Genomic DNA, 26,149 nt, shown 5'->3' with positions numbered 1-26,149 from the left:
CGCCCGATCGAAAAAATCTGACGACACCATGGAATAAAATCGCCCCTCGCTTTGTCTCATGTCAGGCAACGCAGATCGCGTGCGCCCAACCCGAGGAGACACCCGATGAAATCCGCGAAATTCCTGATCGCTCTTACCGTCGCATCCGCAGCCGCCACCGCCGCCTTCGCCGCCCCACCCGTCAAGACGGTCGATTCGGCCAAGGGCAAGGTTCTCGCCGGCGAAAACGGCATGTCGCTCTACACCTTCAAGAAGGACACGAAGGACGTGTCCAATTGCTACGACGATTGCGCCAAGAACTGGCCGCCGCTGATGGCCGATGGCAATGCCAAGCCGGAAGGGGCATACTCGATCGTGGACCGCAAGGACGGCATGAAGCAGTGGGCGAAGGACGGCATGCCACTCTACTTCTGGGTCAAGGACAAGAAGATGGGCGATATCACCGGCGACGGCGTCAAGGATGTATGGGATGTCGCAAAGCCATAAGGACAGGGCAGGCTTGATCGCATGAAGCCACCCGCACCCGAAACCTTCGAGGGCCAGATCCTGGCCCTCCTCCCGTCGCTCAGGCGCTATTCCCGCAGCCTGACGCGCTCCGACAGCGATGGCGAGGACCTGCTGCAGGATTGCGTCGAGAAAGTGCTCGCCCGCCGCGCGCAGTGGCGCGGCCTGAACCTGCGCGGCTGGGTGCTGACGATCATGACCAACCTCTACCGCAACCAGCGCCGCACCATCGTGCGCGGCAACACGGTCGATATAGACGGTGCCATGGACGTGGCAGCCCCCGAGACATCCGCAGATCCGCTCGAACGCTCCCGCCTGGAAGACGCGCTGAACGGCCTGTCGGAAGATCACCGCGCCGTGCTGATGCTCGTGGTCATCGAAGGCTACACCTACCAGGAAGTGGCCGACATGCTCGACATTCCCTTGGGCACCGTCATGTCGCGCCTGTCGCGCGCCCGCCAGCAACTGGCCGAACACATGAAATCAGACAACATCATTACGCTTCGGAGACCAAAATGAACGCCGCCGACCAACCCGTGACCGAAGCGGACCTCCACGCCTATACCGACGGCGTCCTCGCCGATGCCGACCGCCCGCGCATCGAAGCCTGGCTGCGCGACAATCCCGAAGAAGCCGCAAGAATAGCCGAATGGCAGGCGCAAAACGCCGGCATCAAGGCGATGTTCTCAGGCCACGAAAAGAGCAGGCCCGGCGACACCGACATGATCGGCAAACCACCGGCGCTCTCGCCCTGGTCGAAGCGCCTCGCCGCCGTCGCGGCAACCATCGCCATCTTCGCCGCCGGCACGCTTGCCGGCCACTACGGCCCCGCTCTCTTCGAACGCCCGCAACTGCAGCTGACAGCCCAGGAAACCTTCCCGAAGGAAGCCCAAAACGCCTTCCTGGTCTACGCCAGCGAAGTCCGCCACCCCGTCGAGGTCTTCGCCAACGAGGAAGCGCACCTCGCCACCTGGCTCGGCAAGCGCCTGGCTATATCGAACCTCAAGGTCCCCGACCTCACGAGCCTGGACTACCACCTCGTCGGCGGCCGCCTTCTGCCAGTCGACGGCAAGCCGGGCGCGATGTTCATGTACGAAAACCAGACCGGCGAACGCCTCACCGTCCTCGTCGGCCGCAACACGGCGAACAAGACGACCAGCTTCCGCTTCGCCTCATCAGACAACATCGAAACCTTCTATTGGATCGACGGCGAACTCGGCTACGCCGTCACCGGCGAGATATCACGCGAGGAGTTGAGGAAGGTCGCCGAGGAATGCTACCGCCAGTTTCCCTCGTGATGTCACCGTTAGGAGACGATCGTACCACTAGTGCTGCGGATCATTGGCAAGCTCAATCGGCTTCCCATGCGGCGTCGCCTCCGCCGCCCGCTGCCAACTCTGCTGCAGGCCCATGATCGTCTCGGCATCAGCAACACCGCGATCAACAAGGATCGACGACAACGCCGCCACCCAGCAATCAAAATAGTCGCTGCCATCCTCCGCCCGGCCGGGCTTATGCAGCTCACCGGACAATGCCTCAGCCCACTCCGTCCACGTAAACAGCCCCCGCTCATGCAGATGCACCGTCATCGCAAACGCCTCGGCCGCCCACGGCTCCGGAAACACCGGCTCGCCATCGAGGGAGCGTGGCAGTTGCGGCGATTGGGCAAGCCGCGAGCGGGTGTTACACTGGCTCAAGATAGCTCTCCCAGGCATCGATCGACACCGTCAGCGACGGATCAGCCCCCTCGCCCCAGATCTCGCCGCCGTCGAACACGACGGTATAGACCCATTGCGGGTTCTCGCCCTTGCCATGCGCGTTATCATCAGGAAACACGAAGGAGCCCTGCACCGCCTCGACAACACCGACCTTGGCGCGCGCATAACGCGGCAGCCGCGTATGCGTCATCGGATTGAAGTTCCGCGTCTTCACCTTGTCGCCGACAGCAAACCGCGCCGGCTGATCGAGCGGGCGATCACAGGGACCGCCCTTGGCGAGAACGCCTGAGACCATATCGGCCTTCAGCACCCGCTTTGGCGCAGCGCCGTCGAACTGCCTGTGGCCGCTTGCGATCTCCTCGGGGCTGGTAAAGCCGTGGCGTTCCAGAAGAACCTCCAGCGCCCGCGTCCAGATCTCGTAATAGCTGGCCGAGAGATAGCTGGCCGGCGGAATGCTTTCGCGCGCGTGTCGGCTCTCGTCGATGTTCCAGGCACCGAAGGCACCGCAGGAGAGCGTCAGCCCCAGCGCCCGCTTCTCCCACTCCGCGTGGAAATAGGGCTCGTCCTTCTCCGGCGCAATCGCGCCGAAGCCCATCTGCCCGCCGAGATCGTGCGGCCGTTCATGCCGCCGCTCCCGGTGCTGCGGCAAGGCCGGCGCCGATCATCGCATCGCGGCTGACGAGATCGGCCAGCTGCTCCTCGCTCAAGCCCTCCGTGCCCGCGGGCCGCTGCGGGATGACGAGATAGCGCAACTCCGCCGTCGAATCCCAGACACGGATCTTCTGCCCCTCGGGCAGGCTCACGCCGAATTCGCCGAGCACCCCGCGCGGATCGATCACCGCTCGCGAACGATAGGCCGGCGCCTTGTACCATGTGGGCGGCAGGCCCAGCACCGACCATGGATAACAGGAGCACAGCGTGCAGACGACGAGATTGTGCGTCTCCGCCGTGTTGAACACCGCGCGCATGTGCTCGCCCTGGCGTCCTGTGTATCCGAGGCTGGCGATCGCAGCCGTCGCGTCGCGCTTCAGCCAGTCGGCGAACTCGGGATCGCTCCACGCCTTGGCGACCACGCGCGCGCCGTTCCTGGGCCCAACCTTGGTCTGATAGGTATCGACGATCGCATCGATCGCCGCGGGATCGATCAGCCCCTTCTCCGTCAGCACCGTCTCCAGCGCCTTCACGCGAGCCTGCATGTCGGAATAATGGTTGTCGTGGTGATGATCATGATGATGATCGTGATCATGGTGGTCGWCGTGTTCGTGGTCGTCGTGCAAGAGACTATCCTCCGCCATTGTCGACCTATCCTTAGGCACTCGCGAAGCGGACGCCAAGCCCCGACCAACGCGATCGGCCTATTTCAGCATCGGCCACAAGCTAAGCACCAGAAGCACCGCCATGGTGATGTTGAACCACTTCAGCCGCACAGGATCGGACAGCCAGTCGCGCAGGGCCGAGCCGAACCCGGCCCAGGTGGACACGCTCGGCACGTTGACGGCGGCGAAGGCCAGCCCGACGATCATGACGCTGACGAAGTAGATGTCCTGGACCGTATAGGTCGCCATAGCCGTCACCGCCATGACCCAGGCCTTCGGATTGACCCACTGGAACGCCGCCGCCGACAGGAAGGACATCGGCTTAACCGCGCCCTTGCCTTCGCTGAGAGACCGCGACGTCGCGATCTTCCAGGCGATCCACAGCAGATAGGCACCGCCCATAAACTTCAGCGCCGTATAGACCGCCGGCACCGTATGCAGCACCGCGCCAAGCCCGAACCCGACGCCGATCAGCAGCGAGAAGAACCCGGCGCCGATGCCGATCATATGCGGGATCGTACGGCGGAAACCGAAATTCACGCCCGAGGTAAACAGCATCATGTTGTTCGGGCCGGGCGTGATCGATGTGATAAAGGCAAAGAGAAGCAGTGCCAGAAACGTATCCAGCGGCATGGGTGACCTCCGTGGCCCGCGATCATCGTCACGTGCCGTGTTAATTTAGGTCAGCATAATTGACCTAAATCGGAGTTTCCATCTGCCTATTGTCATGGTGACAGGATTGTCAGCCGGAAGCACCAGTCACGCTTAGATCGAGCAGCCTGCCGACGTAGCTTCTGACCAGTGTGACGAATTCGGTAGGTAGTGTCTCAATCTGACGAAGCACGCGCTCCTCGCAGTCAAGCGAACGCACCTGATCCGCCAGAACCATACCTTGCGTCTTGAGACCATCAGGGATCATTATTTTCGTCGGCCAAGGCGTCATATTTCTCGTAATCGGGCAGACGACGATGCGCTTGGAGACTTCGTGCATCAAGACATTTGAGATGACGAGCGCCGGCCGGATACCGGATTGTTCGCTGCCTCTGATCGGATCGAGGTTGACCACGACAATATCGCCAGCCTTCAAGATATGGCTACTCGTCATGGTCGTAGAAACGTTCGGAACCGACATCCCGGCCCCAATCGACCGTCTCCGGTTCATTTTCCGGCCCCAGGCGCCGGATCTCGGCAACAATCTCCGCAAGTGAAGGCGCCAGCTGCTGCTTCGGCTTTTCCAGCGTCGCCTTGCCATCGCGAACGTCAAGGTTGACGACATCGCCGGCGCGCAGGTGCAGTTCGTCCGTCACCGCCTTGGGCAGGCGGATCGCGATACTGTTACCCCACTTGGAAATCGTCACCTTGGTCATATCTAGCCCTTGATATCCAATGTATATCACTTGCCGGAGACACCGACAACATAACGAGGCCGACCATGCAAGACGATCCGATCCCAACGCTGACCATGCGCGACGGCACCGAGGTGCCCGTGCTGGGCCAGGGCACCTGGAACATGGGCGAAAAGGCGTCGGAGGCCAAGCGCGAGATCGAGAGCCTGCGCGCCGGCCTCGACCTCGGCATGACACTGATCGACACCGCCGAGATGTATGCCGAGGGCGGCGCCGAGAAGATTGTCGGCGAAGCGATCCGTGGCCGCCGCGACGAGGTCTATCTGGTCAGCAAGGTCTATCCCTGGAATGCCAGCCGCAAGGGCACGATCGAGGCCTGCGAAAACAGCCTGTCGCGCATGGGCACCGATCGTATCGATCTCTACCTCCTGCACTGGCGCGGCAACCACCCGCTGGAAGAGACCGTCGAGGCATTTGAGACCTTGAAGGCTCAAGGCAAGATCGGCCAATGGGGCGTCTCCAATTTCGATACCGACGACATGGAGGAACTGCTCAATGTTCCCGCAGGCAAGAATGTCGCCGCCAACCAGGTGCTCTACAATCTCGGCCGCCGCGGCATCGAGTTCGATCTCCTGCCCTGGTGCCAGGAGCACAACATCCCCGTCATGGCATATTCGCCGATCGAGCAGGGCCGCATCATCCACCATCCCGAGATCATCCGCATCGCCAAGGCCAACCAGGCAACCCCGGCGCAACTCGCGCTGGCCTTCCTGCTGGAACGCGAAGGCGTCATCGCCATCCCCAAGACCTCGAATGCAGCCCGCGCCACTGAGAACCGCGACGCCGTCTCGCTAGACCTCAGCGACGAGGACCTCGCCGCCCTGGACGCCGCCTTCCCGCCACCATCAAGAAAAAAGCCGCTGGAGATGCTCTGACCTCCAGCCGCTTCGCAACCATTCAGACCACCACTAGCCCTTCGGCCTGAAGCGCCTTTTGAACCGAAGGGCGGGATCGCACGCGTTCGTACCAGGCCTGCAGGTTACGAAATCCATCGAAGTGAATGTCTGCCCGGATGTAGCTGGTCAGCCATGGCGCTTGTCCCCAACCAGTAAGCGCGAAGAGATAGGCGTCGGCAACTGTGAACGTGTCGCCCGCGAGATAGGCACGCCCTGCCAACTCTTTATCGATGAAGGCGTAGCGGTCTTCGAGTTTCGGCTTCGCTGTCTCGACATATTTGCCGGCCAGTCGCGCGTAGAGCAGCGGAATGAACCCCTTGTGAATTTCCGATGTCAGGAAGCTCAACCATTGCTGAAGCTTGTAGCGCGCAATAGTGCCGTTCGCGGGTGCCAATCCGAGCTCCGGCTTCAGATCGGCGAGATACTGAACAATGGCGGGCCCTTCCGTGAGGACCGTACCGTTGTCGAGTTCAAGCGCAGGCACATAGCCAAGCGGATTGATCTCCTCGAAATTCCCGCTGATCCCGAAGCTGTGCTTCTTGCTGTCGACCAGCACCAGCTCGGTATCGATGCCGAGTTCGTTGAGCACGATGTGTGGTGCAAGCGAGCAAGCGGCCGGGATGTAATAGAGCTTCATGTTTATTCCTTTTAGGTGCCTACCAACGCGCAGCGCGCCGGATCGAAGGCAATCTAAAAGGTTGGGCTACTTTTTAAAGAAGGCACTGTAATGTAATGTAGGTACATATTTTATACTGGGGAGCGCCACATGAAGGAAAGCGTCACTAATTGCACCGTGGAGGAAGCGATGCGGCTCCTGGGCGGCAGATGGCGGCTCCTGATCGCATACTTTCTTCTCGATGGACCAAGGCGCTTTAACGCCCTGAGGCGCAGCCTGCCGGGTATCTCGCAGCGCATGCTGACACTTGATCTGCGTGCCTTGGAGGATGCAGGGCTGATCAGCCGCACGGTCTACCCAACGGTACCGGTCACGGTGGAGTATCAGTTGACGGATGACGGAAACCGGCTGATCCCCGTGATCAAGGTAATGCAGGAATTTGGGAGATGGCTGAACGAGCGAGAGCCGTCCGCGCGGCCAGAGCCCGAAACAGGTTCGTAAAAACAGCAGCTAAGAACGTGACGATCCCGGCAAGTCGAACGTGACTAGCCGAGATCGTCGTGTGTAGCGTCTTACATGCCCTGCGGACCACGGTTCATCGCCGCGATCCCGGTGCGGCAGACCTCGATCAGGCCGAGCGGCTTCACGATCGCCACGAACTGGTCGATCTTTGAGGACTTGCCGGTCAATTCGAGAATGAAATGCTCGACGGTCGCATCAACGACCTTGGCGTGGAAGGCATCTGCCAGGCGCAGCGTCTCGGCGCGCGTCTCACCATCGCCGGCGACCTTGATCAGCGCAACCTCACGCTCGATCGGCCGCTCCTGCCCGAGTTCGCGCGCCCGCACCGTCAGGTCGACAACGCGATGCACGGGAATGATGCGCTCGAGCTGCGCCTTGATCTGCTCCAGCACCTGCGGTGTACCGCGCGTGACGATGGTGATACGCGACAGATGCGCCTGGTGCTCGGTCTCCGACACCGTCAGGCTCTCGATGTTGTAGCCGCGACCGGAAAACAGGCCGATGACGCGGGCAAGAACGCCCGGCTCGTTATCGACGAGAACCGAAAGCGTGTGGTTCTCGATGGCAGCCGTTTCCGGCGAAATGAAGTAGGCGGAGCCCGTCGGCTGTAGGTGTGCGTTCATGTCTTGGTCCGTTTCCTCAGATTATGTCAGGACGCCAGCTCGACGCTGACGGAATTTATGTGTTTTTGAGCAAGCTTGGCGAGACCCTTATCGAAGGTGAGAAAGGTCTCGCCGGCAGCGGTAAGGCTGACGTGCAGGGCGTCGGCGAAATCCATGCCGGCTTCGAAACCGTCAAGGGCTTTCAGGATCTGCTCTCGTTCGACAACGATGATGGCGTCGGTACCGAGAACTTGCCGAAGCAGCGTAGCAATCTGACTGCGATCCAGCTTCAGCCTGCTCCTGAGAACCCATTCGGTTTCAAGCAGGACAGTCGGCAGCACGACCAATCGAAACGTCGTTGTCAGTTGAGCTGCCTGTGCCCATTGAGCGCTGTCGTCCCGAGCCAGCAGGCGAACAAGGATATTGGTGTCAATCGTCCTTGTCTTCATTCCACTGGCGCTCCAACCGCTCCCAATCTGCAATTGCCAGCTCGTCGATCGCCTTTCGTATCGCCTCAGGAGACAGGTCGACAGGCGGCCCTTCGTACTTCGGAAGACTGTCCAGGAATTCCTGGGCCGTCATCACCTTAGGGAAGCCATCCTGTCGCTCCGCCTCCACCGGCTGCAACACCACCCCGCGTCCGCCATCGACGATCTCGAGCTCGGCGCCCGGCTTCCAGCCATGCGCATCACGAACCGCCTGTGGCAGTGGTACGCTCCCGTTCTCAGATATCTTCACTCTGGCCATGGCACCTGCTCCTCAAGGAAGGGACGCGATTAATCTAGCGCGTCCCCTCGCTACGATCAAACGAGCGCGCGGCCCTTGGCGTCGATGGCGTTGGCGACGGCCTCGTCGGTGGCTTCGTCGGGCAAAAGCATCTCGTTGTGTGCCTTGCCCGACGGGATCATCGGGAAGCAGTTGGCGAGATTGGCGACGCGGCAATCGAAGATGACAGGCTTCTTGACGTCGATCATCTCCTGGATGGTCGCGTCGAGATCGCCTGGCTTTTCGCAGCGCAGGCCGACGGCGCCATAGGCTTCCGCCAGCTTGACGAAATCGGGCATCGCCTCGGTGTAGGAGTTCGACAGGCGGTTGCCGTGCAGCAGCTGCTGCCACTGGCGAACCATGCCCATGTACTGGTTGTTCATGATGAAGATCTTGATCGGCGCTTCATACTGGATGGCCGCCGACATTTCCTGGATGCACATCTGGATCGATGCATCGCCGGCGATGTCGATGACGAGGCTTTCCGGATGCGCGATCTGCACGCCGAGCGCTGCCGGCAGGCCGTAGCCCATCGTTCCCAGGCCACCCGAGGTCATCCAGCGGTTCGGCTTCTCGAAGCCATAGAACTGCGCCGCCCACATCTGGTGCTGGCCGACTTCCGTCGTGATGAAGGTGTCGCGATCCTTGGTCAGCGCATAGAGACGCTCCAGCGCATATTGCGGCATGATCACGTCGTTGCTGTGCGTATAGGCAAACGAGTTGCGCGCGCGCCAGCGGGTGATATCCGACCACCAATCCGCGATCTGGCTCTTCTCCGGCTTCTTCGGCAGGGCCCGCCACAGGCGAACCATGTCTTCCAGAATATTGCCGACGTCGCCGCGGATCGGAACATCGACGCGAACGTTCTTGTTGATCGACGACGGGTCGATGTCGATGTGGATCTTCTTCGAGTTCGGCGAGAACGCGTTGAGACGGCCGGTGATGCGGTCGTCGAAGCGGGCGCCGATGCAGACCATGACGTCGCAATCATGCATCGCCATGTTCGCCTCGTAGGATCCGTGCATGCCGAGCATCTTCAGCCAGTTCTTGCCGGATGCCGGATAGGCGCCGAGCCCCATCAGCGTCGAGGTGATCGGGAAATCGGTGAGCTCGACCAGCTCGCGCAGCAGCTTGGAAGCTTCAGGCCCGGAATTGATGACGCCGCCGCCGGAATAGATGATCGGACGACGCGCCTTCGACATCAGCTCGATCGCCGCCTGGATCTGGTTGAGATCGCCCTGAACCTTCGGCTGGTAGCTCTTCTGGATCGCGTGGGCGGCCGGCGGCGTGTAGGTGCCGGTGGCGAACTGGACGTCCTTCGGAATATCGACCAGAACGGGCCCCGGACGGCCCGACTGCGCGATGCGGAAGGCCTCATGAATGATCGCCGCCAGATCGTTGACGTCCTTGACCAGCCAGTTGTGCTTGGTGCAGGGGCGCGTGATGCCGACGGTATCGGCTTCCTGGAAGGCGTCGGAGCCGATCAGCGACGTCGGAACCTGGCCGGAGAGGCAGACGAGCGGGATCGAATCCATCAGCGCGTCCTGCAGCGGCGTCACCGCGTTCGTGGCGCCCGGACCTGACGTGACGAGCATGACGCCGACCTTGCCGGTGGAGCGGGCATAACCTTCGGCCGCGTGGCCGGCGCCCTGCTCGTGGCGAACGAGGATGTGCTTGATGTCGTCCTGCTGGAAGATCTCGTCATAGATCGGAAGCACGGCGCCGCCGGGATAGCCGAACAGGTGTTCGACACCATTGTCCTTGAGCGCGCGGATAACGATTTCCGCGCCTGTCATCCTGTTTTCGTCCGTCTGATTGTCCGTGCCCGTCATGTTTTTGTTCCATTTTGACTGCTGGGATTTGAAGGTCTTAGCGGCGAGCCTGAATTTCAGGCATAAAAAAAGGCCCCTTGGGGAGCCTGTTGTCTAGCGCATGGGTGGCTATCGCCGGATGGTTACACCATCCTGCCCATGCGCTGTCCCACCACAATAAGGATTGCTGCTATCTTCATGGCCGGAAGTGATAGACAGAAAATTTCGCAGCGTCAACGCTTAAAGCAATAAAAAGCCGAGCATGCGTTGTCGGTAATAAACATGGCCGCAGAAGCCCTTGCGGCAAAGGGTTTATTAAACGTTCCCTTTTATCCTGCCCTGCAATCTCAGGGAGTAGCCCTTTGCAGAACAACGACTTGCAGACGTCAGGCAGCGCGGGCGAGCATGACCGCCGCGATGTACTAGCGCCGGGAAACCGTTTCCTCGGCCGCGTTGTCGCGTGCAGCGGGTCCCGCGCCACCATCGCAGCCGTCGCCGAAGCCGGCGGCACAGACCTCACCGAACTCTGGTCCGTCGGCCGCCTGATCTCGATCACCGTCGGCCGCAACCGCGTCGTGGCGCTCGTCTATTCCATGAACACGGGCACGCATGCCTGGGGCGAAGGCGAGGACAACTATTTCAAGATCGAAACCGAGCTGCTCGGCGAAGTCCGCGTCGACGAGGACGGCACGGAGCAATTCTCGACCGGCATCTCGCGCTACCCCTATCTCGGCGCCGTCGCGCATCGGATCCGTTCCGCCGACCTGATGCGCATCTATGACGCCGGCACGGGAACCACCGCCGTCATCGGCAAGTTGACGCAGGACGACAGCATCGATGCGTCGATCCACGTCCCCTCCATGCTGTCGAAGCACTTCGCCATCGTCGGCTCTACCGGCGTCGGCAAGTCGACCGCCGTGTCGCTGCTGCTTCACAAGGCGATCGAGGCCGATCCCAAGCTGCGCGTCCTGATCCTCGACCCGCACAACGAATTCGCCGCCGCCTTCCCCAAGCATTCCGTCGTCGTCGATACGGATACGCTCGACCTGCCTTTCTGGCTGATGCGCCTGGAAGAATTCGCCGAAGTGGTGTTCCGCGGCCGCACGCCGGTGCCGGAAGAGCTCGACATGCTCCGCGACATCCTGCCGGAAGCCAAGCGCGCCTTCCGCGGCAGCGACAATTCGCTGGTCCGCCGTACCACCGAGAAAAGCTCGATCACCGCCGACACGCCGGTGCCCTACCGCATGGCCGACCTGCTGGCGCTGATCGACGAGCGCATCGGCCGCCTGGAAGGTCGTGGTGAAAAGCCGTTCCTGCGCTCGCTGAAGATGCGCATCATCGCGGCGATCAACGACCCGCGCTACCACTTCATGTTCTCCAACAACACGATCTCCGATACGATCATGGAGACGGTGGCCGAGATCTTCCGCGTGCCCGGCGACAACAAGCCGATTTGCACCTTCCAGCTTTCAGGCATCCCGTCCGAGGTCGTGAATTCCGTGGCGTCTGTGCTGTGCCGCATGGCATTCGAAATCGCGCTGTGGAGCGATGGCGCCATCCACATGCTCGTCGTCTGCGAAGAAGCGCACCGCTACATTCCGTCGGACCCCTCGCTCGGCTTTTTCCCGACGCGCCAGGCAATCGCCCGCATCGCCAAGGAAGGCCGCAAGTACGGCGTCTCGCTCGGCATCATCACGCAGCGCCCGGGCGAACTCGACCAGACCATCCTGTCGCAGTGCTCGACGCTGTTTGCCATGCGCCTTGCCAACGACCGCGACCAGGAAATCATTCGCTCAGCCATCCCGAATTCCTCGATCTCGACGACAAGCTTCATCTCCTCGATCGGCAACGGCGAAGCGATTGCCTTCGGGGAGGCGATCAGCGTGCCGATGCGCATGCGCTTCTCCCGCGTCAGCGAAGACCTGCTGCCGAAGGCCAATGGCGCGACACCGAAATTCACCGAGGAAGATCCAGATAACGTCGACCTGCGCAAGATCGTCACCCGCATGCGCGCGGTGAGCGGCCCCGACATCTCGGCCTTCCAGCAAAGCGTCAAGAACGCCGGCCTCGACCTCGGGGAAGAAGAAGACGCCGACTACGACCAGGTCTTCGCGGCCGACGTCTATCCGCCGATCATCCCGGCGCCGATCCCGATCACACCACCGCTCGCCCCGATCGAGCCCTACCGCCGCGACATGCTGCCGTCAGCCCCGGTATCGCGCGAACCGCCCGCACCGCCGAGATCATCACGCGAGTCCTTCGGCGTCGCCGCCGACACCTCGATCGACAGCCGCTTGGAAGCGCTGAGACGCGAAATGCGCGGCGAACAAAATCCGGCCTCGCGCCCCGCCGACCCACAAGCGCAGCCGACAAGCATTCGCCGCGAACCCGGCGTGTCACTGCGCGAGAGCATCCTGAAGAAGCCGCTGAGCAGCCTTTACGACAAGGATTGAGGGCTTAAGCGTTGCCCGATTTGGCTGCAGCCGCAAGCACGCTGAGATGCCGCTCGACCAGCGTCAGAAAGGCAATCGTCCCGCAGACCAGCGATGCCGCAACGATCCCGCCGATCGCGCCGAACAGCGCACCGATGACGAACATTCCTGGCCCGCCCTGAGCCGCCGCCGCGGCACCGGCGGAAATTGTCGAGCCGGCAAGAATGATGACTGCGAGAATCGCGTTGATCGACGCAAGCGCCTTGAAGAGAAAGTTGTTCATGAGGTCCCCCAGTTTAATCCTCATGACTGATTAGACAGCAACCCTGGCGCGAAACTTGCGGCCGCCATCCCATCAAGGTGCAAGCCGCTCCCAGCTATCATCCATCTGGTTGCGAAACCACGTCATCTGCCGCTTGGCATATTGCCGCGTCGCAGCCGCTCCCTTTTCGAGCACATCCTCGCGCGACATCGTGCCGTCGAGCATGACCGCGATCTGCGAAACGCCGATCGCCTTCATCACGGGCATCTCGGGTGCCGGCGACAGTGCCAGAAGCGCCCTCACCTCGTCGGCCGCGCCCTCAGCCAGCATAAGCTCGAAACGCCGGTTGATGCGGTCATGCAGCACCGCGCGCTCCGGCAGCACCACGATCTTTCGCGCCCTGTCCGGATCGATGACGACAGGGCCGGACCGCCCCTGCAGCTCGGCGATCGACCGTCCCGTCGCCTCCAGCACTTCAAGTGCCCGAACGATCCGCTGACCATCCTGCGGATTGAGCGCCGCGGCCACATCGGCATCGCGCGCCGCAAGCTCCGCATGAAGCACCGCGCCACCTTCCTCGATCAACCGCGCCCTGAGCCGCGTGCGGATCTCCTCGGGGATCGCGGGCATGTCGGAGAGGCCACCGGTCAGCGCCTTGAAATAGAGCCCCGTCCCGCCGACGAAGACAGGCAGACGACCATCCGCCCGCAGTTGCGGCAGCAGTGCGGTGACATCGCGCAGCCAGGCGCCGGTCGAATAGGCGGTCGCCGCAGGCACGTGGCCGTAGAGATAGTGCGGCACGCCCTGCATATCCTCGTCCGACGGCCGCGCCGTCAGCACCCGCAGCGTGTCATAGACCTGCATGCTGTCGGCATTGATCACGACGCCATCGTGACGTTTCGCGAGCTCGACGGCCAGCGCGGACTTGCCGCTGGCCGTCGGCCCGGTTATCAGGATCGCGTCCATTGCGTTCAGAAGGTTTTCCATCATGGCTCTCGTTGCCACGCTTGTTGCCAATCCGTCAAATCCTGTTCTGACAGCCGCCATCGCCGAGAAGGCCGCGGACGCCGCCAAGGCATCCGGTCTCTACTGGCTGGCCGACGGAGTAGCCTGCGATATCGCGCTGCGCGACGGCACCGACCCGACGGACGCCCACGCCGCGATCACATCCGTCATCGCCGGCGCCCCGATCGATCTCGTCATCCAGGATCAGGACACCCGCCGCAAGAAGCTTTTGATCGCCGACATGGATTCGACCATGATCGGCCAGGAATGCATCGACGAACTGGCGGCCGAAGTCGGCCTCAAGGACAAGGTGGCCGCAATCACCGCCCGCGCCATGAACGGCGAAATCGCCTTCGAGCCCGCTTTGCGCGAACGCGTGGCGCTCCTCAAGGGCCTGCCGATCTCGGTTGTCGACGAAGTGATCGCCAAGCGCATCACGCTGACGCCGGGCGGCATGGAACTGATCGCGACGATGAAGGCGAAGGGCTATTACACGGCGCTGGTTTCCGGTGGCTTCACCGTCTTCACCAGCCGCATCGCCGCCACCCTAGGATTCGACGAAAACCGCGCCAACATCCTGCTTGAGGAAAACGGCCACCTCACCGGCTTCGTCGCCGAACCGATCCTCGGCAAGCAGGCGAAGGTCGATGCGCTTGAGGATATCTCCAAGAAACTCGGCATCTCCCCTGAAGAGGCCATGGCCGTCGGCGACGGCGCCAACGATCTCGGAATGCTGCACCTCGCAGGTGCCGGCGTCGCCCTCCACGCCAAACCCGCCGTCGCGGCCGAAGCAAAAATTCAGATCAACCACGCCGACCTCAGTGCCCTTCTCTACATCCAGGGCTACCGCAAGACGGATTTCGTGACGGTGTAAAACAGAAACCGGACCACTGGGGTCCGGCTTTCAGATATTCATAGCTAGATTGGCTGACGCCGCCCCTACTCCATCGGCACCGCGACAAACCGCAGATCGCCGTTCGCCGATGCGATCATCATCTGCGCGTTGCGGCGGCCTTCCTGCTTCAGCGACTGAACCTTGGCGACGACGGTATCAGGCGAGCGCATGAATTCCTGCGCCACTTCGACGATCACGTCGCCGGCCTTCAGCCCCTTTTCGGCCGCAAGCGAGCCCGGCTTGACCTCGGAGACGAGAACGCCGTCGACGCTCTCGGCGATGCCGAAGCTCTTGCGATTATCCGCATTGAGCGCCGATAGCGACAGGCCGAGTACATCCTTCGCATCGCCGACCTCAGGCGCCGGCTGCGCGGGCTTGCCCTTGCCGTCAGGCATCGGCTGGGCCTGATCGCCGTCAGGCTGGTCCATGTCCTGGTTTTCCTGCGGGTCAGGATTGATCACGCCGCCGTTGCTGTCAGAACTGTCGGCTGCGGCCTGGTCGCTGTCTTCTAGACGGCCGAGCGTGACCTTGACAGTCTGCTCCTTGCCATCGCGCAGCACCACGACATCGACCGCCTTGCCCACGGGGCTTTCAGCCACCACGCGCGGCAGGTCGCGCATCTCGTTGACGGCCTTGCCGTCGAATTTCAGGATCACGTCGCCGGCCTTGATCGAGCCGTCGTCGACAGGGCCGCCCTTGATGACGCCAGCGACCAGAGCTCCTCTCGCGCTGGAAAGGCCAAGGCTGTCAGCCACGTCGTCGGTGACGGGCTGGATGCGCACACCGAGCCAGCCGCGGCGCGTCTCGCCGAATTCGCGCAGCTGTTGCACCACGCCGGCGGCCAACTCCGAAGGCACCGAGAAGCCGATACCGATCGAACCGCCGCTCGGCGAGATGATCGCCGTGTTGATCCCGATCACTTCACCCTTCATGTTGAAGAGCGGGCCGCCGGAATTGCCCTTGTTGATCGCCGCGTCCGTCTGGATGAAGTTGTCGTAGGGGCCGGCGTTGATGTTGCGTCCGCGCCCAGAGATGATGCCGACGGTGACCGAACCGCCGAAGCCGAACGGGTTGCCGATCGCCATCACCCAGTCGCCGATGCGCATGCCGCTGGAATCGCCGAACTTGACGAACTTGAGCGGCGCCTTCGGCTCGACCTTCAGGACCGAGAGGTCGGTCTTGGTGTCGGTGCCGATCAGCTTCGCTTTGAGCTTGCTGCCGTCGGCGAAGTTCACCTCGATATCGTCGGCGCCTTCGATCACGTGGTTGTTGGTGACGATGAAGCCCTGCGGATCGATGACGAAGCCGGAGCCGAGCGAGCTGACATTGTGGTTGCCGCCGGGCTTGCCCTTCTGCTTGTTGAAGAAGTCGTTGAAGAACTCCTGGAACGGCGATCCGTCGGGCGCGCGCGGTGCCGGACCGGCACCCTCGTCGTCCTTGACGTTTTGCGACGTTGAGATGTTCACGACCGCGTCGAGCAGTCCTTCGGCGAGATCGGCAACCGACGCCGGGCCGTTGGTCGGCGGCGTGGTCTGTGCCTGCGAGACCCCGGCAAAGCCGACATTAGCCAGCATTGCTGCCCCGGCCAGAAGCGCGAGCGATCGTCTGAAGGTCGGGCGGATCGTGGGGGCCATCAAGCATCCTCATGTGTGTCAAAAACGCACTCTGACCATGAGCATAAGGCGTAATGATGGAGGGTGAAATCACCTTTTCGCGAAATCCCGTGCAATCTGCGTGGGCTGCCCGTGAAGCTCGGGAGCGATGGTGAAATCCCCATAAAATAAAGGGGCCGGCAAGATGCCGGCCCCGATGGAACTTCAGATGATGGCGATCAGTTCGCCGGTGCTGCCGGAACCGCAGGCAGGCTTGGCGCCGCCGACGGAACCTGGCCGGGCTGGCCGGTCGCGCTGTTGAAGTAGCGGAAGAAATCCGTGTCCGGCGAAAGCACCAGCGTCGTGTCCTGCGAGGACATGGCGGTGGTGTAGGCCGCCATCGAGCGGTAAAACTCGAAGAACGCGGGGTTCTTGTTGAACGCGTCGGCAAACAGCCTGCTGCGTTCCGCTTCGCCTTCACCGCGCAGGATTTCGGAATCACGCTGCGCTTCGGCGGTGATTTCGACAACCTGTCTGTCGGCGATGGCGCGACGGCGCTGGCCTTCTTCGCCACCCTGCGCGCGCAGGAGTTCGGCTTCGGCAAGACGCTCGGCGCGCATGCGGTCGTAGGTCTTCGGCGCGACTTCGCGCGTCAGATCCGTACGGCGAATGCGGACGTCCTGGATGTTGAGGCCAAGCGCCTCGGCATCCTTGTGCAGGTCGTCGCGCACTTCGAGCATCATCGCCACGCGCTCTTCGGAAAGAGCGGCATCGAAATCACGCAGACCGTAGACGCGGCGCAGCGACGAATCGAGCTGCGTGCGAAGACGTGCTTCGGCGGATTCGCGATCGCCCGATACCGTTTCGCGGAAACGACGAACGTCGCGGATGTCGTAGATCACGAAGGCATCGACATCGAATGTCGCACCGCCGCGAACCTGAACGCGGATGTTGTCGAGGTCGAAGCGAAGCGCCTGCTTCTCGACGATCTGGACGCGATCGGCATCCATGAAGGTGAACGGCAGCTTGAAGTAGATGCCGGGCTCGGTCTTCACCGACTGGATCTGACCGAAGCGGACGACGATCGCCTGCTCGCGCGCGTTGACCACGAAGATCGACGAGTAGAGCGCCATGAGAACCACGGCAAAGACGACGAGAAAGATGGGAAGTTTATTCGACGTCATGGATCAACCTCCCTGCTGCGCCGGTTTGCCGATTTCGTTGAGCGGCAGATAGGGCACAACCCCCTGCTTCTCGTCGATGATGACCTTCTTGGAGTTCTTCAGCACCTGTTCCATGGTTTCCAGGAACAAACGCTTGCGGGTCACTTCGGGAGCCTTCGTGTATTCGTCGTTGACGGACGTAAAGCGCTGCGCCTCACCTTCCGCTTCCTTCACGACGCGATCCTTGTATGCGGCAGCCGCTTCGCGGATCTGCGCCGCGTCACCGCGGGCCTGACCGAGCTTCTGGTTGGCATACTGGTTTGCCTCTTCGACGAGACGCTGCTTGTCCTGGTCGGCACGCTGCACTTCTTCGAAGGCATCGGCGACTTCACGCGGCGGCGCGACGTCCTGGATGGTGATCGCGTTGATCGAGATACCGCTCTTGTAGCGATCCATGGTGCCCTGCACGATGGCGGCCACTTCGGTTTCGATCGGCTGACGATTGTCGCGGAACGCGTCCTGGGCAGGACGACGGCCGACGACTTCGCGCATGGCGCTTTCGGCGACCTGCTGCAGCGTCTCCGCCGGGTTCTCGACGTTGAAGAGATAGGCCTTCGGGTCCGTCACGGTGAAGAACACCGAGAACTGGACGTTGAGGATGTTCTGGTCACCCGACAGCATCAGGCCGTTCGACGAAGAAGACGACGTCGCGCCGATATTCTGCTGCTGGACCGTGACCTTGACGATTTCGACCGTTTCCATCGGCCACAGGTGGAAATGCAGGCCCGGTGCGGCCACTTCCTGCTTCGGATTACCGAAACGCAGTTCCACGCCACGCTCGTCCGGCTGGACGATGTAAATGCACTGGAAAAGCCAGAAAGCCACGATGACAGCCGCGACGATCAAGAGAACGCCTGTGTTGAACCCGCCGGGCACGACGCCGCGCAGCCGGTCCTGACCACGACGGATCATGTCTTCCAGATCGGGCGGTCCGCCCTTTCCGCCGCCACCACCGCCGCGTGGACGGTTCGGCCCCTGCCCCCATGGTCCCTGATTATTTCCTCCACCGCCGCCGCCGCCCCAAGGGCCGCCGCCGCCATTCTGATTGCTCCAGGGCATCAAAACCTCGTTGTTCGTTACACTCTGCGATCGCTTAACCCACGGGGGCGACGGATATTCGCGTTCGAAACCGTTATAGGTATCGCCGCATCGGCTTTCAACGCAGCATGAGGAACTTGGCAATGTTTATTGGAAAATAGTTTCTTTTCGCCGCTCAGCGCCTGTCATAAACGACATAGCGGGTGGCGTAGCTGTCCTTCTCGCCCTGGGGCACGCTAAGGGTCTCGCCGGCACGCCATATGGCGGGATCGATCGCGGGAAACGACGTATCGCCATCCACATCCGTCTCCACATGCGTTACGCACAGACGATCGGCGATATCGATCGCCTGGGCGTAGATCTGCCCGCCGCCGATAATGCAGATCTCGTCTGCACCGGTTTCCACCGCCAGCCTCTCGGCCAGCGCCACAGCTTCATCAAGCGAGCCGACAGTGCGGACATCAGTATGATCGATGACCGTCGAGCGCGAGATCACCACGTTCGGCCGTCCCGGCAGCGGGCGGCCGATCGATTCATAGGTCTTGCGGCCCATGATCACGGGTTTGCCCAACGTCACGGCCTTGAACCGCTTCAGATCAGTAGAGAGCCGCCACGGCATGTCGCCGTCACGGCCGATGATGCCGTTGCGCGCGGCGGCGACCACGATCGTCTTGCGGATATCGGACATGAGACCCCTTAATCAGACCGCGATCGGCGCCTTGATGCTGGCATCGGCCTCGTAGCCGACCAGTTCGAAATCCTCGAACTTGAAGCCGAAAATGTCTTTCACGTCGGGATTGATGCGCATGAACGGCATCGGCTTCGGCTTGCGGGTCAGCTGCAGCTTCGCCTGCTCGAAATGGTTATGGTAGATGTGCGTGTCGCCGAGCGTATGCACGAAGTCGCCGAGCTTCAGCCCGGTCACCTGCGCGACCATCATCGTCAGCAGCGCGTAGGAGGCGATGTTGAAGGGCACGCCCAGGAACACGTCCGCCGAACGCTGATAGAGTTGGCACGACAGCTTGCCGTCGGCGACATAGAACTGGAACAGGCAGTGGCACGGCGGCAGCGCCATGTTGTCGACTTCGGCGGGATTCCAAGCCGAAACGATGTGGCGGCGCGAATTCGGGTTCTTGATCAGGCCGGACACCAGATTGGCGATCTGGTCGATATGCCCGCCATCGGGCGCCGGCCAAGAGCGCCACTGCGCGCCATAGACAGGGCCGAGATCGCCCTTCTCGTCGGCCCACTCGTCCCAGATCGAGACACCATGCTCCTTGAGATAGGCGATATTGGTGTCGCCCTTCAGGAACCACAGGAGCTCATGGATGATCGAACGCAGATGCAGCTTCTTCGTCGTGAGGACGGGAAAGCCCTCCTGCAGATCGAAGCGCATCTGGTAGCCGAACACCGAACGCGTGCCGGTTCCGGTCCGGTCGCCGCGGTCGGTTCCGGTTTCCATCACGTGGTTCAAGAGATCGAGATATTGCTTCATCGCCCGCCGCCGATTCCATTTTTCCCATATTTAAGCCCATCGACCGGCAAAACCAATCACGCCCCCGTGTTTTTCCCGGTGATTCCTTGAAAGACCACGATGCTTTTGTGACGATGGCTCTTCCCATGCGCTCAGGAAAACACTATATCACGCTTGCCAGTCTTCGGATTGGCTATGGCGATAAATGAGCGGTGTAATAAGCCTATTGGACCCGGGGGCGGTACCCGGCGCCTCCACCAAAAACCGGCGGCCTTACAAAGAGATGGCCGGCTTTTGATGGGGGCGAAACAGGATCGACAAGGGTGTAAAGATCGTCTTTTTGCTCGGCATTGTACCGCCGTTATCGGGCTAAAATTGTAGTTGCAAACGACAACTATGCGGAAGCTCGTCTCGCTGCTTAATCGCGGTGTGACACTTCAAATTAAGTCCTGAAGGTTCGCACCTTAAGGCGGGGTCCGAAGGCACCTGGCAACAGAAGCCTTCACCTTCTCCCCCAAGCTCAAATCATGTATGATTTGCGAAAGCATGACTCGGCTGCGGGCTTTTCCAAGCCGCTTGAGCATGGCATATAGGCTTGGAACAGACGTACGGACGAAAGAAAGACAGGGAAAGCATGGGGCAGGATCATATCCGGTACGACATTCTGGCACAGGACGCGCTTCGCGGCGTCATCCGCAAGGTATTGTCGGAAGTCGCGGCAACCGGCCGCCTGCCGGGCGAGCATCACTTTTTCATCACCTTTCTGACCGGCGCTCCCGGCGTTCGCATCTCGCAGGCCCTGAAGTCCAAGTATCCCGAGCAGATGACCATCGTCATCCAGCACCAGTTCTGGGAAATGAAAGTCACAGAATCGAGCTTCGAGATCGGCCTCTCCTTCTCCGACGTTCCGGAAAAGCTCTTCATCCCCTTCAACGCCATCCGCGGCTTCTACGATCCGTCGGTCAATTTCGAACTTGAGTTCGACGTGCCGCTCGCCGATAGCGACGAACTGCCGGAAGCCGAGATCACCGCCTACCCGGTCGCCCCCGAAAAGGCGGAGAAGACCGATGACGCGGCGGCAAAGCCCGCCGACGGCGACGAGAAGAAAGCCGGATCGGTCGTCTCTCTCGACGCCTTCCGCAAGAAGCAGTAAGAACCAAAGGGAAGCAATCGCTTCCCTTTTTCATATCGCCTGTTTTATATTTTAGGTGTCCCGTGAGCGCCGAAATCGTCAATCTCCGCCAGTTCAAGAAGAAGCAGGCCCGCTCCGACAAGGAGAAGCAGGCCGAGCAGAACCGGATCTCCTTCGGCCGCACCAAACAGGAAAAGCAGCTCACCAAGGCCTTGAACGACAAGGCCGAGCGCACGCACGACCAGGGCCGCATCGACAAGAACGACGACGCCGAATGACCGCCCACGAGCGCGAAAAAGACTCCGCGATCAAGCCTTTGCGCGCGTTTGCGGAATCATTTTCCGAACACGACGCGCAATGATCCGCAAGCACTCGATCACGCTGCACGGCCACCGCACCAGCCTGTCGCTGGAAGACGAATTCTGGACCGAACTCACCGCCATCGCCGCCACCCGCGCCATCCCGCTCGCCGGCCTGATCTCCGAAATCGACGACAACAGGGACGCCGACAGCAACCTCTCCTCGGCGCTGCGTCTGCACGTGCTCGCCTGGCTGAAATCGATGGGCGCCGCTCCTTCGCCAAACGAGGGCCAGCACAAAAACGGGGAAACGACGGATGCCGGAGCGCGTTGAGATCGTCCCCTATGACGCAGCATGGCTGGGAAGCTTCAACGAAATCGCCGCCGCCCTGATAACCCTGCTGGGCGATCGCGTGCTCGATATCCACCACATCGGCAGCACCTCGATCCCGGGTATGGCCGCCAAGCCGCTCATCGATATTGATGTGATAATGCCGACCGCAGCCGACGTCATCGACGCCTGCCCGCTGATGGAAGCCGCCGGCTACGAGCCGCGCGGCAATCGCTACGACGCCGATATCTTCGCCTTCATGAAGCGCACCGCAGCACCCAAGCAGCGGGTCTATCTATGCCCCGAAGGCCACGACACGCACCACCGGCGCATATTATTCCGCGATTATCTGAGAACCCACCCGCAAGCCGCCTCGGATTATCAGGCGCTGAAGCTCAGGCTGGCTAAGGACTTCGAATATGACGGCGACGGCTACACCGCCGCCAAGGCCGCCTTCGTCAGCGATATCGTCGCCCGCGCCAGCAAGCGCTGAAACCTGACCAACAGCCGACACCGGCCGCGCAAGAACGTTATTGCGGAACCTGCACGCCCGGCAAACCCGGCACCGTATTGAAGTTCAACGAATTCTGCGGCGGCGTGATCAGTTGCTCCTGCGCCCGGCGTGCCGCCTCGGCCGCAGCCTTGGCATCCGCTTCCGCCTTGGCCTTCGCGGCGGCTTCCGCCTGCGCCTTGGCTTCAGCTTCGGCCTTGGCGGCGGCTGCCGCCTGATCGCGCTCGGCCTGCTGTGTCGCGAGCAGCCTCAGCCGCTCCTCTTCCGCCTTACGCTGCGCCTCGATGGCGGCGGCCTTCTCGCGCTCCTGATCGTTGAACTTGGCGAGCGACACTTCGCGGCGCAGACGCTGCTGTTCGAGAACGTTCGACTGCAGTTTCTCAACCCGCCGGCGCTCGCGCTCGAAGGCGCGCAGAGACAGGTAACCGGTGATATCGGTGACATCCATCACCCGGCCCGGCGATCCGAGAACGCCGGAGAAATCGAGCCGGATCGACGGATCGGCGCCGGTCAGCGCCTCGCCCATCGGATTGAGGTTGATGTCGAGAGACGCGTTGATCCGCTCCTGCGGCAGATCGATCTGCGCATTGCCCGTCAGCGTTGCCTGGTCGGTGGCGACAGTCACGTTCTGGACCCTCAGCACCCCGTCCGTGACGTTGAACGGCACCGCCGTCGCCGGCAGCTTCGCCTCGCCGTTGTTGAGCAGCGTCTCGACGATCGGATGCACCTTGCCGGCGTTCAGCTGATCCTGCATCGGATCGGTCGCCGACAGAAGCGGCGCCAGCATGCCGAGATTGAGACCGCGCACGCTGGTATCGCCGAGCTTCATCTCGCCGGAACCGTTTAGCGAGCTTGCGATATCCTTCATCGACTTGCCCGATGCTTCCATCGACAGCGCCAGCCCGAACTTGCCGCTGGCCACAGGCGAACCGCCGTCCCGCTGCCACACCACACCGCCGAGATCGGCATCGGCAAGCGCAAGCTTGGTCTGCAGGAAGCCGGTTCCATCGGCATTGGTGAACTTCACATTGGCATCGACAGTGCCGCCGTCCCAATTGCCCTTCATGTCGTTCAGCTGCAGCTCGTCACCCTTGTAGGCGACGTTGGAAGTGAAATCGGTGATCGGATTGGACCAGCCGAGCCAGAACTGCTTGGCGTTAAGCTTCAGGTTGACATCCATGTCCTTGAACACGGGAATGCCGAGCGGTGCCGCGAGCAGGTTGCCGTTCGCGGGATCCGTCATCGGCCCGTAGACCGCCTCGCCAAGCCAGGTGGCATCGGCCTTCGTCAAGGCGAGATCGCCCGAGGCCGTCGTCCGCTCTGCCTTGCGATCAAGCGTCATCGCGCCGGTGAATTCATTGTCCGCCGCATGGCCGGCAATGTTGCCGAAGGCGACCTTGTCGCCATCGATCGCCGCCGTCGTCGTCAGCTTGAACGGCAGGCCGGTGCCCATCTGCGGCACGCCGATGCCGTTCATGACGAGATAAGGGTCGAGGTCGGCGCTCTCTAGCGACAGCGCCAGCTGCCCGTTCATGAAGCTCTGCGGCCGGATATCGACCTTGCCGGCGGCGGTAAACGAGGTGCGGTCCGTGGCGAATGTCAGGTTGGCATCGGCGGGATCGGTCCCCTCCGCCTGCACCTTCAGCGTCATGCGGCCATTCGCATCCGCGTCGACAGGCAACGGATCAAGCCCCGCCTGCCCGAACAGCACCGAGGTCACATTGTTCTCAAGCGTCGCCTCGAGGCTCGTCGTGCCCTTGCCGGTCAGCGCCAGAAGGTCGGACATGCGGTAATCGAGGTTCACGCGGCTGCCATTGGCGACACCGGCAAGCGTCACCGAGAGCCCGTTGTCCTGATCGCTGCCAAGCGTGACCGCGCCGCGCAGCGCCGTATTCGTGTACCAGGCCGCATTGCGCACCAGCCGGTCCATGACGGGGTGCTGCGGCAGCTTCTGCTTCAGCATGGTGAAGAACGGACCGGGATCGGCCGCCTTGAAGGTGATCTCGCCCGAGCCTTTGTAGTCGAGCAGCGAGCCCTCGGCGCGGCCGGTCGCCGTGAACTCGGCGCCCGCCAGGTTCTTCACGGAAAGCTTGTCCACGCCGAGCGCGCCATCGGCGATCGTGAAGCTGGTCTCCACATCGCCCGCTTCGACACCAAAGGCCGTGAACTTGTCGGCCTTGAGCTGCGCCTTGATCTTGTGATCGAGAACGTTATTGCCAGCATCCTGCCCGGTAAACAGGCCGGTCAGCGCTCGGAGCGCATCGAGATCCAACGCATCGCCCGCAAGCGCGACATCAAGCGTCGGCGCCTGGTTCGGCACCGCCTGGCGGTCGAGCCTGCCCTTCAGCGTCGCGGGACCAACCGCGATCTCGAGATCATCGAACGTCTGCCGCTCGTGGGTGAGGTTCACGTTCGCCGAAAAACCGGCCTGCTGCAGCGACCGTATCGCCGGATCGACATCACCCGAGAGCCACGAGGCAAGCCCCGTCGGCTGCTTCGAGGCGACGGTGATCGCCCCCTTGAAGGACGGCTGGCCCTGCAGCGTCAGCTGACCGTTACCCTCGACCAGCGTACGCCCCGGCAGCGTGCCGAAGGCGTGATCGATCGTCCAGCCGCTGCCGGCCGGCTCCAGGTCGAGCTGCACGTCGCGAATGGTGGTATCACCAGCAACAATCGCCGGCAGCCGCACGCTTGCCTTGCCGGGCACCTGCGGCACCGGGATCTGCGCGATGATCTGGATCAGCGCATTCAGCCTCTGCTTGGCCGAAAGGCTCGGATCGCGCGAGGTCTTGCCGCCGGAACCCTGGTTGCCGATGCGATTGACGTCGATCTGCTGGCCATCGGCGGTGAGCAGGAACTGCGGCTTCACGCCGGTATCGAGCGTCGCCTCGCCGGTGACCACATAGGGGTCCTCGACCGCGCCGATCTCCAGGCGGTATTCGGGGATGCGGATGCTCTCGTTGGTAAGCTCGAACTTGCCCTTCAGCCGCGGCGGCTGGCTCTTGTCCGTGCCCTTGGCCTGGTTGGTGCCCGTGCGCTCGATCTGCGCCGACATCGTGCCCTGGTAGTTGGGCTTTCGGTCCACAAGCTTCAGCTCGCCGTCTAGATCGACCGAAACAGGATGCTTGTCCGGCTGCAGCCGGGTGCGCATCCTCAGAACGCCGTTCTCGTCCAGCTGGTTGCTGGAGATGAGGAAATTGCCGTGCTCGCCGTCAAGCGCCGCATCACCCTCGATCCGCCACGGCCCGGCCAGCGATTTCGCCGACATTTCGGCGTTGACCCCGGTCACCAGACGCGTGCGGCCCGATTGATCGTCGATGAATTGAACATCGCCGCCGCTGACATGCACGTTTTCGAGAACCACCGTCTTGGCGGGGATTTCCGGCTGGCTGCCGCGCGTCCAGTCGAGCGTGCCATCCTTCAAGAGCCGCAGCTTGACCTTGGGGTTGACCACGCGCATGTCGAAGATCAGCGCCTCGCCCGAGAGGAACGGCGCCAGTTCCGCATCCATGGAAAACTGCTCGACCTGCACGATCGGCGAGCCGTCCTGCTCCTGGCCGACGCGCACGTCATGCATCGTCACCGAGGGGAACGGCAAAAGGCGGGCATCGACCGCGCCGTGGACCACGACCTTCTTGCCGATGATGCGGCTGGCCTGATCCTCGAAATTCTGTCGGAAGCCGGTCCAATCGATGAACATAGGCGCGAACAGCGCCACGAACAGCGCCACGACAACCACACCACCCAGTACGACGAGAAACCGGCCTACCAAGTCAATCATTCTCCATTCGGGCTACAC

30 protein-coding genes and 1 other RNA gene are annotated in these 26,149 nt (G+C 62.0%); 12 read left to right on the top strand and 19 right to left on the bottom strand.

Going from position 1 to position 26,149, the window contains the following annotated elements; all coding sequences use genetic code 11:
- Positions 1–105 precede the first annotated feature (105 nt).
- The 3 genes from AC1DOG_RS02285 to AC1DOG_RS02275 are packed head-to-tail and all read left to right on the top strand — an operon-like array spanning position 106 to position 1,802.
- Positions 106–486, top strand: a complete 381-nt coding sequence (locus AC1DOG_RS02285; protein WP_018900320.1) for a COG4315 family predicted lipoprotein — start codon at positions 106–108, stop codon at positions 484–486.
- A gap of 21 nt (positions 487–507) precedes the next feature.
- Complete coding sequence (locus tag AC1DOG_RS02280; protein WP_477926655.1) at positions 508–1,023, top strand: RNA polymerase sigma factor; 516 nt, start codon at positions 508–510, stop codon at positions 1,021–1,023.
- Positions 1,020–1,802 carry an anti-sigma factor family protein gene (locus AC1DOG_RS02275; RefSeq protein WP_477926654.1) on the top strand — a complete coding sequence of 261 codons (783 nt, stop codon included), beginning with the start codon at positions 1,020–1,022 and terminating at the stop codon, positions 1,800–1,802. Before AC1DOG_RS02280 ends, AC1DOG_RS02275 begins: the two co-directional genes overlap by 4 nt.
- A 27-nt stretch (positions 1,803–1,829) precedes the next feature.
- On the opposite strand, the gene AC1DOG_RS02270 is transcribed toward AC1DOG_RS02275, so the two are convergent.
- The 6 genes from AC1DOG_RS02270 to AC1DOG_RS02245 all read right to left on the bottom strand — a co-directional run bounded on the left by AC1DOG_RS02270 (position 1,830) and on the right by AC1DOG_RS02245 (position 4,905).
- The gene (locus AC1DOG_RS02270; protein ID WP_477926653.1) at positions 1,830–2,201 is read right to left on the bottom strand and encodes a nitrile hydratase accessory protein; all 372 of its coding nucleotides are present in this window, start codon (positions 2,199–2,201) and stop codon (positions 1,830–1,832) included.
- Entirely contained in the window at positions 2,188–2,871 is a 684-nt protein-coding gene (gene nthB / locus AC1DOG_RS02265; protein ID WP_477926652.1) for a nitrile hydratase subunit beta, read from the bottom strand. Before nthB ends, AC1DOG_RS02270 begins: the two co-directional genes overlap by 14 nt.
- Positions 2,843–3,517, bottom strand: a complete 675-nt coding sequence (gene nthA / locus AC1DOG_RS02260) for a nitrile hydratase subunit alpha (RefSeq protein WP_477926651.1) — start codon at positions 3,515–3,517, stop codon at positions 2,843–2,845. The genes nthB and nthA overlap by 29 nt, the downstream gene beginning before the upstream one ends.
- Before the next feature lie 60 nt (positions 3,518–3,577).
- Entirely contained in the window at positions 3,578–4,171 is a 594-nt protein-coding gene (locus tag AC1DOG_RS02255; protein WP_477926650.1) for a LysE family translocator, read from the bottom strand.
- A gap of 109 nt (positions 4,172–4,280) precedes the next feature.
- Positions 4,281–4,625 (bottom strand): type II toxin-antitoxin system PemK/MazF family toxin, encoded by a 345-nt coding sequence (locus AC1DOG_RS02250; protein ID WP_477926649.1) that lies wholly within the window; start codon positions 4,623–4,625, stop codon positions 4,281–4,283.
- A 7-nt stretch (positions 4,626–4,632) separates the two neighbouring features.
- Positions 4,633–4,905 carry an AbrB/MazE/SpoVT family DNA-binding domain-containing protein gene (locus AC1DOG_RS02245; protein ID WP_209190808.1) on the bottom strand — a complete coding sequence of 91 codons (273 nt, stop codon included), beginning with the start codon at positions 4,903–4,905 and terminating at the stop codon, positions 4,633–4,635.
- Between the two features lie 65 nt (positions 4,906–4,970).
- Between AC1DOG_RS02245 and AC1DOG_RS02240 the strand changes: the two genes are divergently transcribed.
- Positions 4,971–5,819 (top strand): aldo/keto reductase, encoded by an 849-nt coding sequence (locus tag AC1DOG_RS02240; protein ID WP_477926648.1) that lies wholly within the window; start codon positions 4,971–4,973, stop codon positions 5,817–5,819.
- A gap of 22 nt (positions 5,820–5,841) precedes the next feature.
- Here AC1DOG_RS02240 and gstA read toward each other — a convergent pair whose 3' ends face one another.
- Positions 5,842–6,477, bottom strand: coding sequence for a glutathione transferase GstA (gstA, locus tag AC1DOG_RS02235; protein ID WP_477926647.1), 636 nt, complete (start codon positions 6,475–6,477; stop codon positions 5,842–5,844).
- Positions 6,478–6,606: 129 nt separating this feature from the next.
- On the opposite strand from gstA, the gene AC1DOG_RS02230 reads away from it, so the two are divergent.
- Positions 6,607–6,957: a winged helix-turn-helix transcriptional regulator gene (locus AC1DOG_RS02230; RefSeq protein ID WP_477926646.1), complete on the top strand. Its 351-nt coding sequence runs from the start codon at positions 6,607–6,609 to the stop codon at positions 6,955–6,957.
- 71 nt (positions 6,958–7,028) lie between these two features.
- On the opposite strand, the gene ilvN is transcribed toward AC1DOG_RS02230, so the two are convergent.
- The 4 genes from ilvN to AC1DOG_RS02210 are packed head-to-tail and all read right to left on the bottom strand — an operon-like array spanning position 7,029 to position 10,177.
- Complete coding sequence (ilvN, locus tag AC1DOG_RS02225; protein WP_018900306.1) at positions 7,029–7,601, bottom strand: acetolactate synthase small subunit; 573 nt, start codon at positions 7,599–7,601, stop codon at positions 7,029–7,031.
- Positions 7,602–7,627: 26 nt separating this feature from the next.
- The gene (locus AC1DOG_RS02220) at positions 7,628–8,029 is read right to left on the bottom strand and encodes a type II toxin-antitoxin system VapC family toxin (protein WP_477926645.1); all 402 of its coding nucleotides are present in this window, start codon (positions 8,027–8,029) and stop codon (positions 7,628–7,630) included.
- Entirely contained in the window at positions 8,010–8,327 is a 318-nt protein-coding gene (locus AC1DOG_RS02215) for an AbrB/MazE/SpoVT family DNA-binding domain-containing protein (RefSeq protein ID WP_477926644.1), read from the bottom strand. The genes AC1DOG_RS02220 and AC1DOG_RS02215 overlap by 20 nt, the downstream gene beginning before the upstream one ends.
- Positions 8,328–8,383: 56 nt before the next feature.
- Positions 8,384–10,177, bottom strand: coding sequence for an acetolactate synthase 3 large subunit (locus AC1DOG_RS02210; RefSeq protein WP_477926643.1), 1,794 nt, complete (start codon positions 10,175–10,177; stop codon positions 8,384–8,386).
- 341 nt (positions 10,178–10,518) lie between these two features.
- Between AC1DOG_RS02210 and AC1DOG_RS02205 the strand changes: the two genes are divergently transcribed.
- Positions 10,519–12,609 (top strand): ATP-binding protein, encoded by a 2,091-nt coding sequence (locus AC1DOG_RS02205; RefSeq protein WP_477926642.1) that lies wholly within the window; start codon positions 10,519–10,521, stop codon positions 12,607–12,609.
- Positions 12,610–12,613: 4 nt separating this feature from the next.
- On the opposite strand, the gene AC1DOG_RS02200 is transcribed toward AC1DOG_RS02205, so the two are convergent.
- Together AC1DOG_RS02200 and miaA are read right to left on the bottom strand one after the other, a co-directional pair.
- Positions 12,614–12,871, bottom strand: a complete 258-nt coding sequence (locus tag AC1DOG_RS02200; RefSeq protein ID WP_112941788.1) for a hypothetical protein — start codon at positions 12,869–12,871, stop codon at positions 12,614–12,616.
- A 72-nt stretch (positions 12,872–12,943) separates the two neighbouring features.
- Entirely contained in the window at positions 12,944–13,840 is an 897-nt protein-coding gene (gene miaA, locus AC1DOG_RS02195) for a tRNA (adenosine(37)-N6)-dimethylallyltransferase MiaA (protein ID WP_477926884.1), read from the bottom strand.
- Here miaA and serB point away from each other — a divergent pair.
- Complete coding sequence (gene serB / locus AC1DOG_RS02190; RefSeq protein ID WP_477926641.1) at positions 13,839–14,729, top strand: phosphoserine phosphatase SerB; 891 nt, start codon at positions 13,839–13,841, stop codon at positions 14,727–14,729. The genes miaA and serB overlap by 2 nt on opposite strands.
- 65 nt (positions 14,730–14,794) lie before the next feature.
- Here serB and AC1DOG_RS02185 read toward each other — a convergent pair whose 3' ends face one another.
- The 5 genes from AC1DOG_RS02185 to AC1DOG_RS02165 all read right to left on the bottom strand — a co-directional run bounded on the left by AC1DOG_RS02185 (position 14,795) and on the right by AC1DOG_RS02165 (position 20,098).
- Entirely contained in the window at positions 14,795–16,384 is a 1,590-nt protein-coding gene (locus AC1DOG_RS02185; RefSeq protein ID WP_477926640.1) for a DegQ family serine endoprotease, read from the bottom strand.
- A 197-nt stretch (positions 16,385–16,581) separates the two neighbouring features.
- Complete coding sequence (hflC, locus tag AC1DOG_RS02180) at positions 16,582–17,526, bottom strand: protease modulator HflC (RefSeq protein ID WP_113236510.1); 945 nt, start codon at positions 17,524–17,526, stop codon at positions 16,582–16,584.
- A gap of 3 nt (positions 17,527–17,529) precedes the next feature.
- On the bottom strand, positions 17,530–18,624 hold the full coding sequence (hflK, locus tag AC1DOG_RS02175; RefSeq protein ID WP_112941793.1) for an FtsH protease activity modulator HflK: 1,095 nt from the start codon (positions 18,622–18,624) through the stop codon (positions 17,530–17,532).
- 154 nt (positions 18,625–18,778) lie between these two features.
- On the bottom strand, positions 18,779–19,291 hold the full coding sequence (locus AC1DOG_RS02170) for a dihydrofolate reductase (protein ID WP_477926639.1): 513 nt from the start codon (positions 19,289–19,291) through the stop codon (positions 18,779–18,781).
- Positions 19,292–19,303: 12 nt separating this feature from the next.
- A complete protein-coding gene (locus AC1DOG_RS02165) occupies positions 19,304–20,098 on the bottom strand; it encodes a thymidylate synthase (protein ID WP_477926638.1) in 795 nt (264 codons plus the stop codon).
- Positions 20,099–20,214: 116 nt separating this feature from the next.
- On the opposite strand from AC1DOG_RS02165, the gene ssrA reads away from it, so the two are divergent.
- The 5 genes from ssrA to AC1DOG_RS02140 all read left to right on the top strand — a co-directional run bounded on the left by ssrA (position 20,215) and on the right by AC1DOG_RS02140 (position 22,332).
- Positions 20,215–20,584: a transfer-messenger RNA gene (gene ssrA / locus AC1DOG_RS02160) on the top strand.
- Positions 20,585–20,711: 127 nt separating this feature from the next.
- On the top strand, positions 20,712–21,230 hold the full coding sequence (locus AC1DOG_RS02155) for an SspB family protein (protein WP_477926637.1): 519 nt from the start codon (positions 20,712–20,714) through the stop codon (positions 21,228–21,230).
- A 62-nt stretch (positions 21,231–21,292) separates the two neighbouring features.
- Positions 21,293–21,487 carry a DUF4169 family protein gene (locus tag AC1DOG_RS02150; RefSeq protein ID WP_113010225.1) on the top strand — a complete coding sequence of 65 codons (195 nt, stop codon included), beginning with the start codon at positions 21,293–21,295 and terminating at the stop codon, positions 21,485–21,487.
- 79 nt (positions 21,488–21,566) lie between these two features.
- Positions 21,567–21,842, top strand: a complete 276-nt coding sequence (locus AC1DOG_RS02145; protein ID WP_477926636.1) for a ribbon-helix-helix domain-containing protein — start codon at positions 21,567–21,569, stop codon at positions 21,840–21,842.
- On the top strand, positions 21,826–22,332 hold the full coding sequence (locus tag AC1DOG_RS02140) for a GrpB family protein (protein ID WP_477926635.1): 507 nt from the start codon (positions 21,826–21,828) through the stop codon (positions 22,330–22,332). The genes AC1DOG_RS02145 and AC1DOG_RS02140 overlap by 17 nt, the downstream gene beginning before the upstream one ends.
- A 37-nt stretch (positions 22,333–22,369) precedes the next feature.
- Here AC1DOG_RS02140 and AC1DOG_RS02135 read toward each other — a convergent pair whose 3' ends face one another.
- On the bottom strand, positions 22,370–26,122 hold the full coding sequence (locus tag AC1DOG_RS02135) for an AsmA family protein (protein ID WP_477926883.1): 3,753 nt from the start codon (positions 26,120–26,122) through the stop codon (positions 22,370–22,372).
- Between the last annotated feature and the right edge of the window lie 27 nt (positions 26,123–26,149).

The organism is Rhizobium sp. 01N48 (genome assembly GCF_056399145.1).
This window is presented reverse-complemented; position numbering and strand designations above follow the sequence as displayed.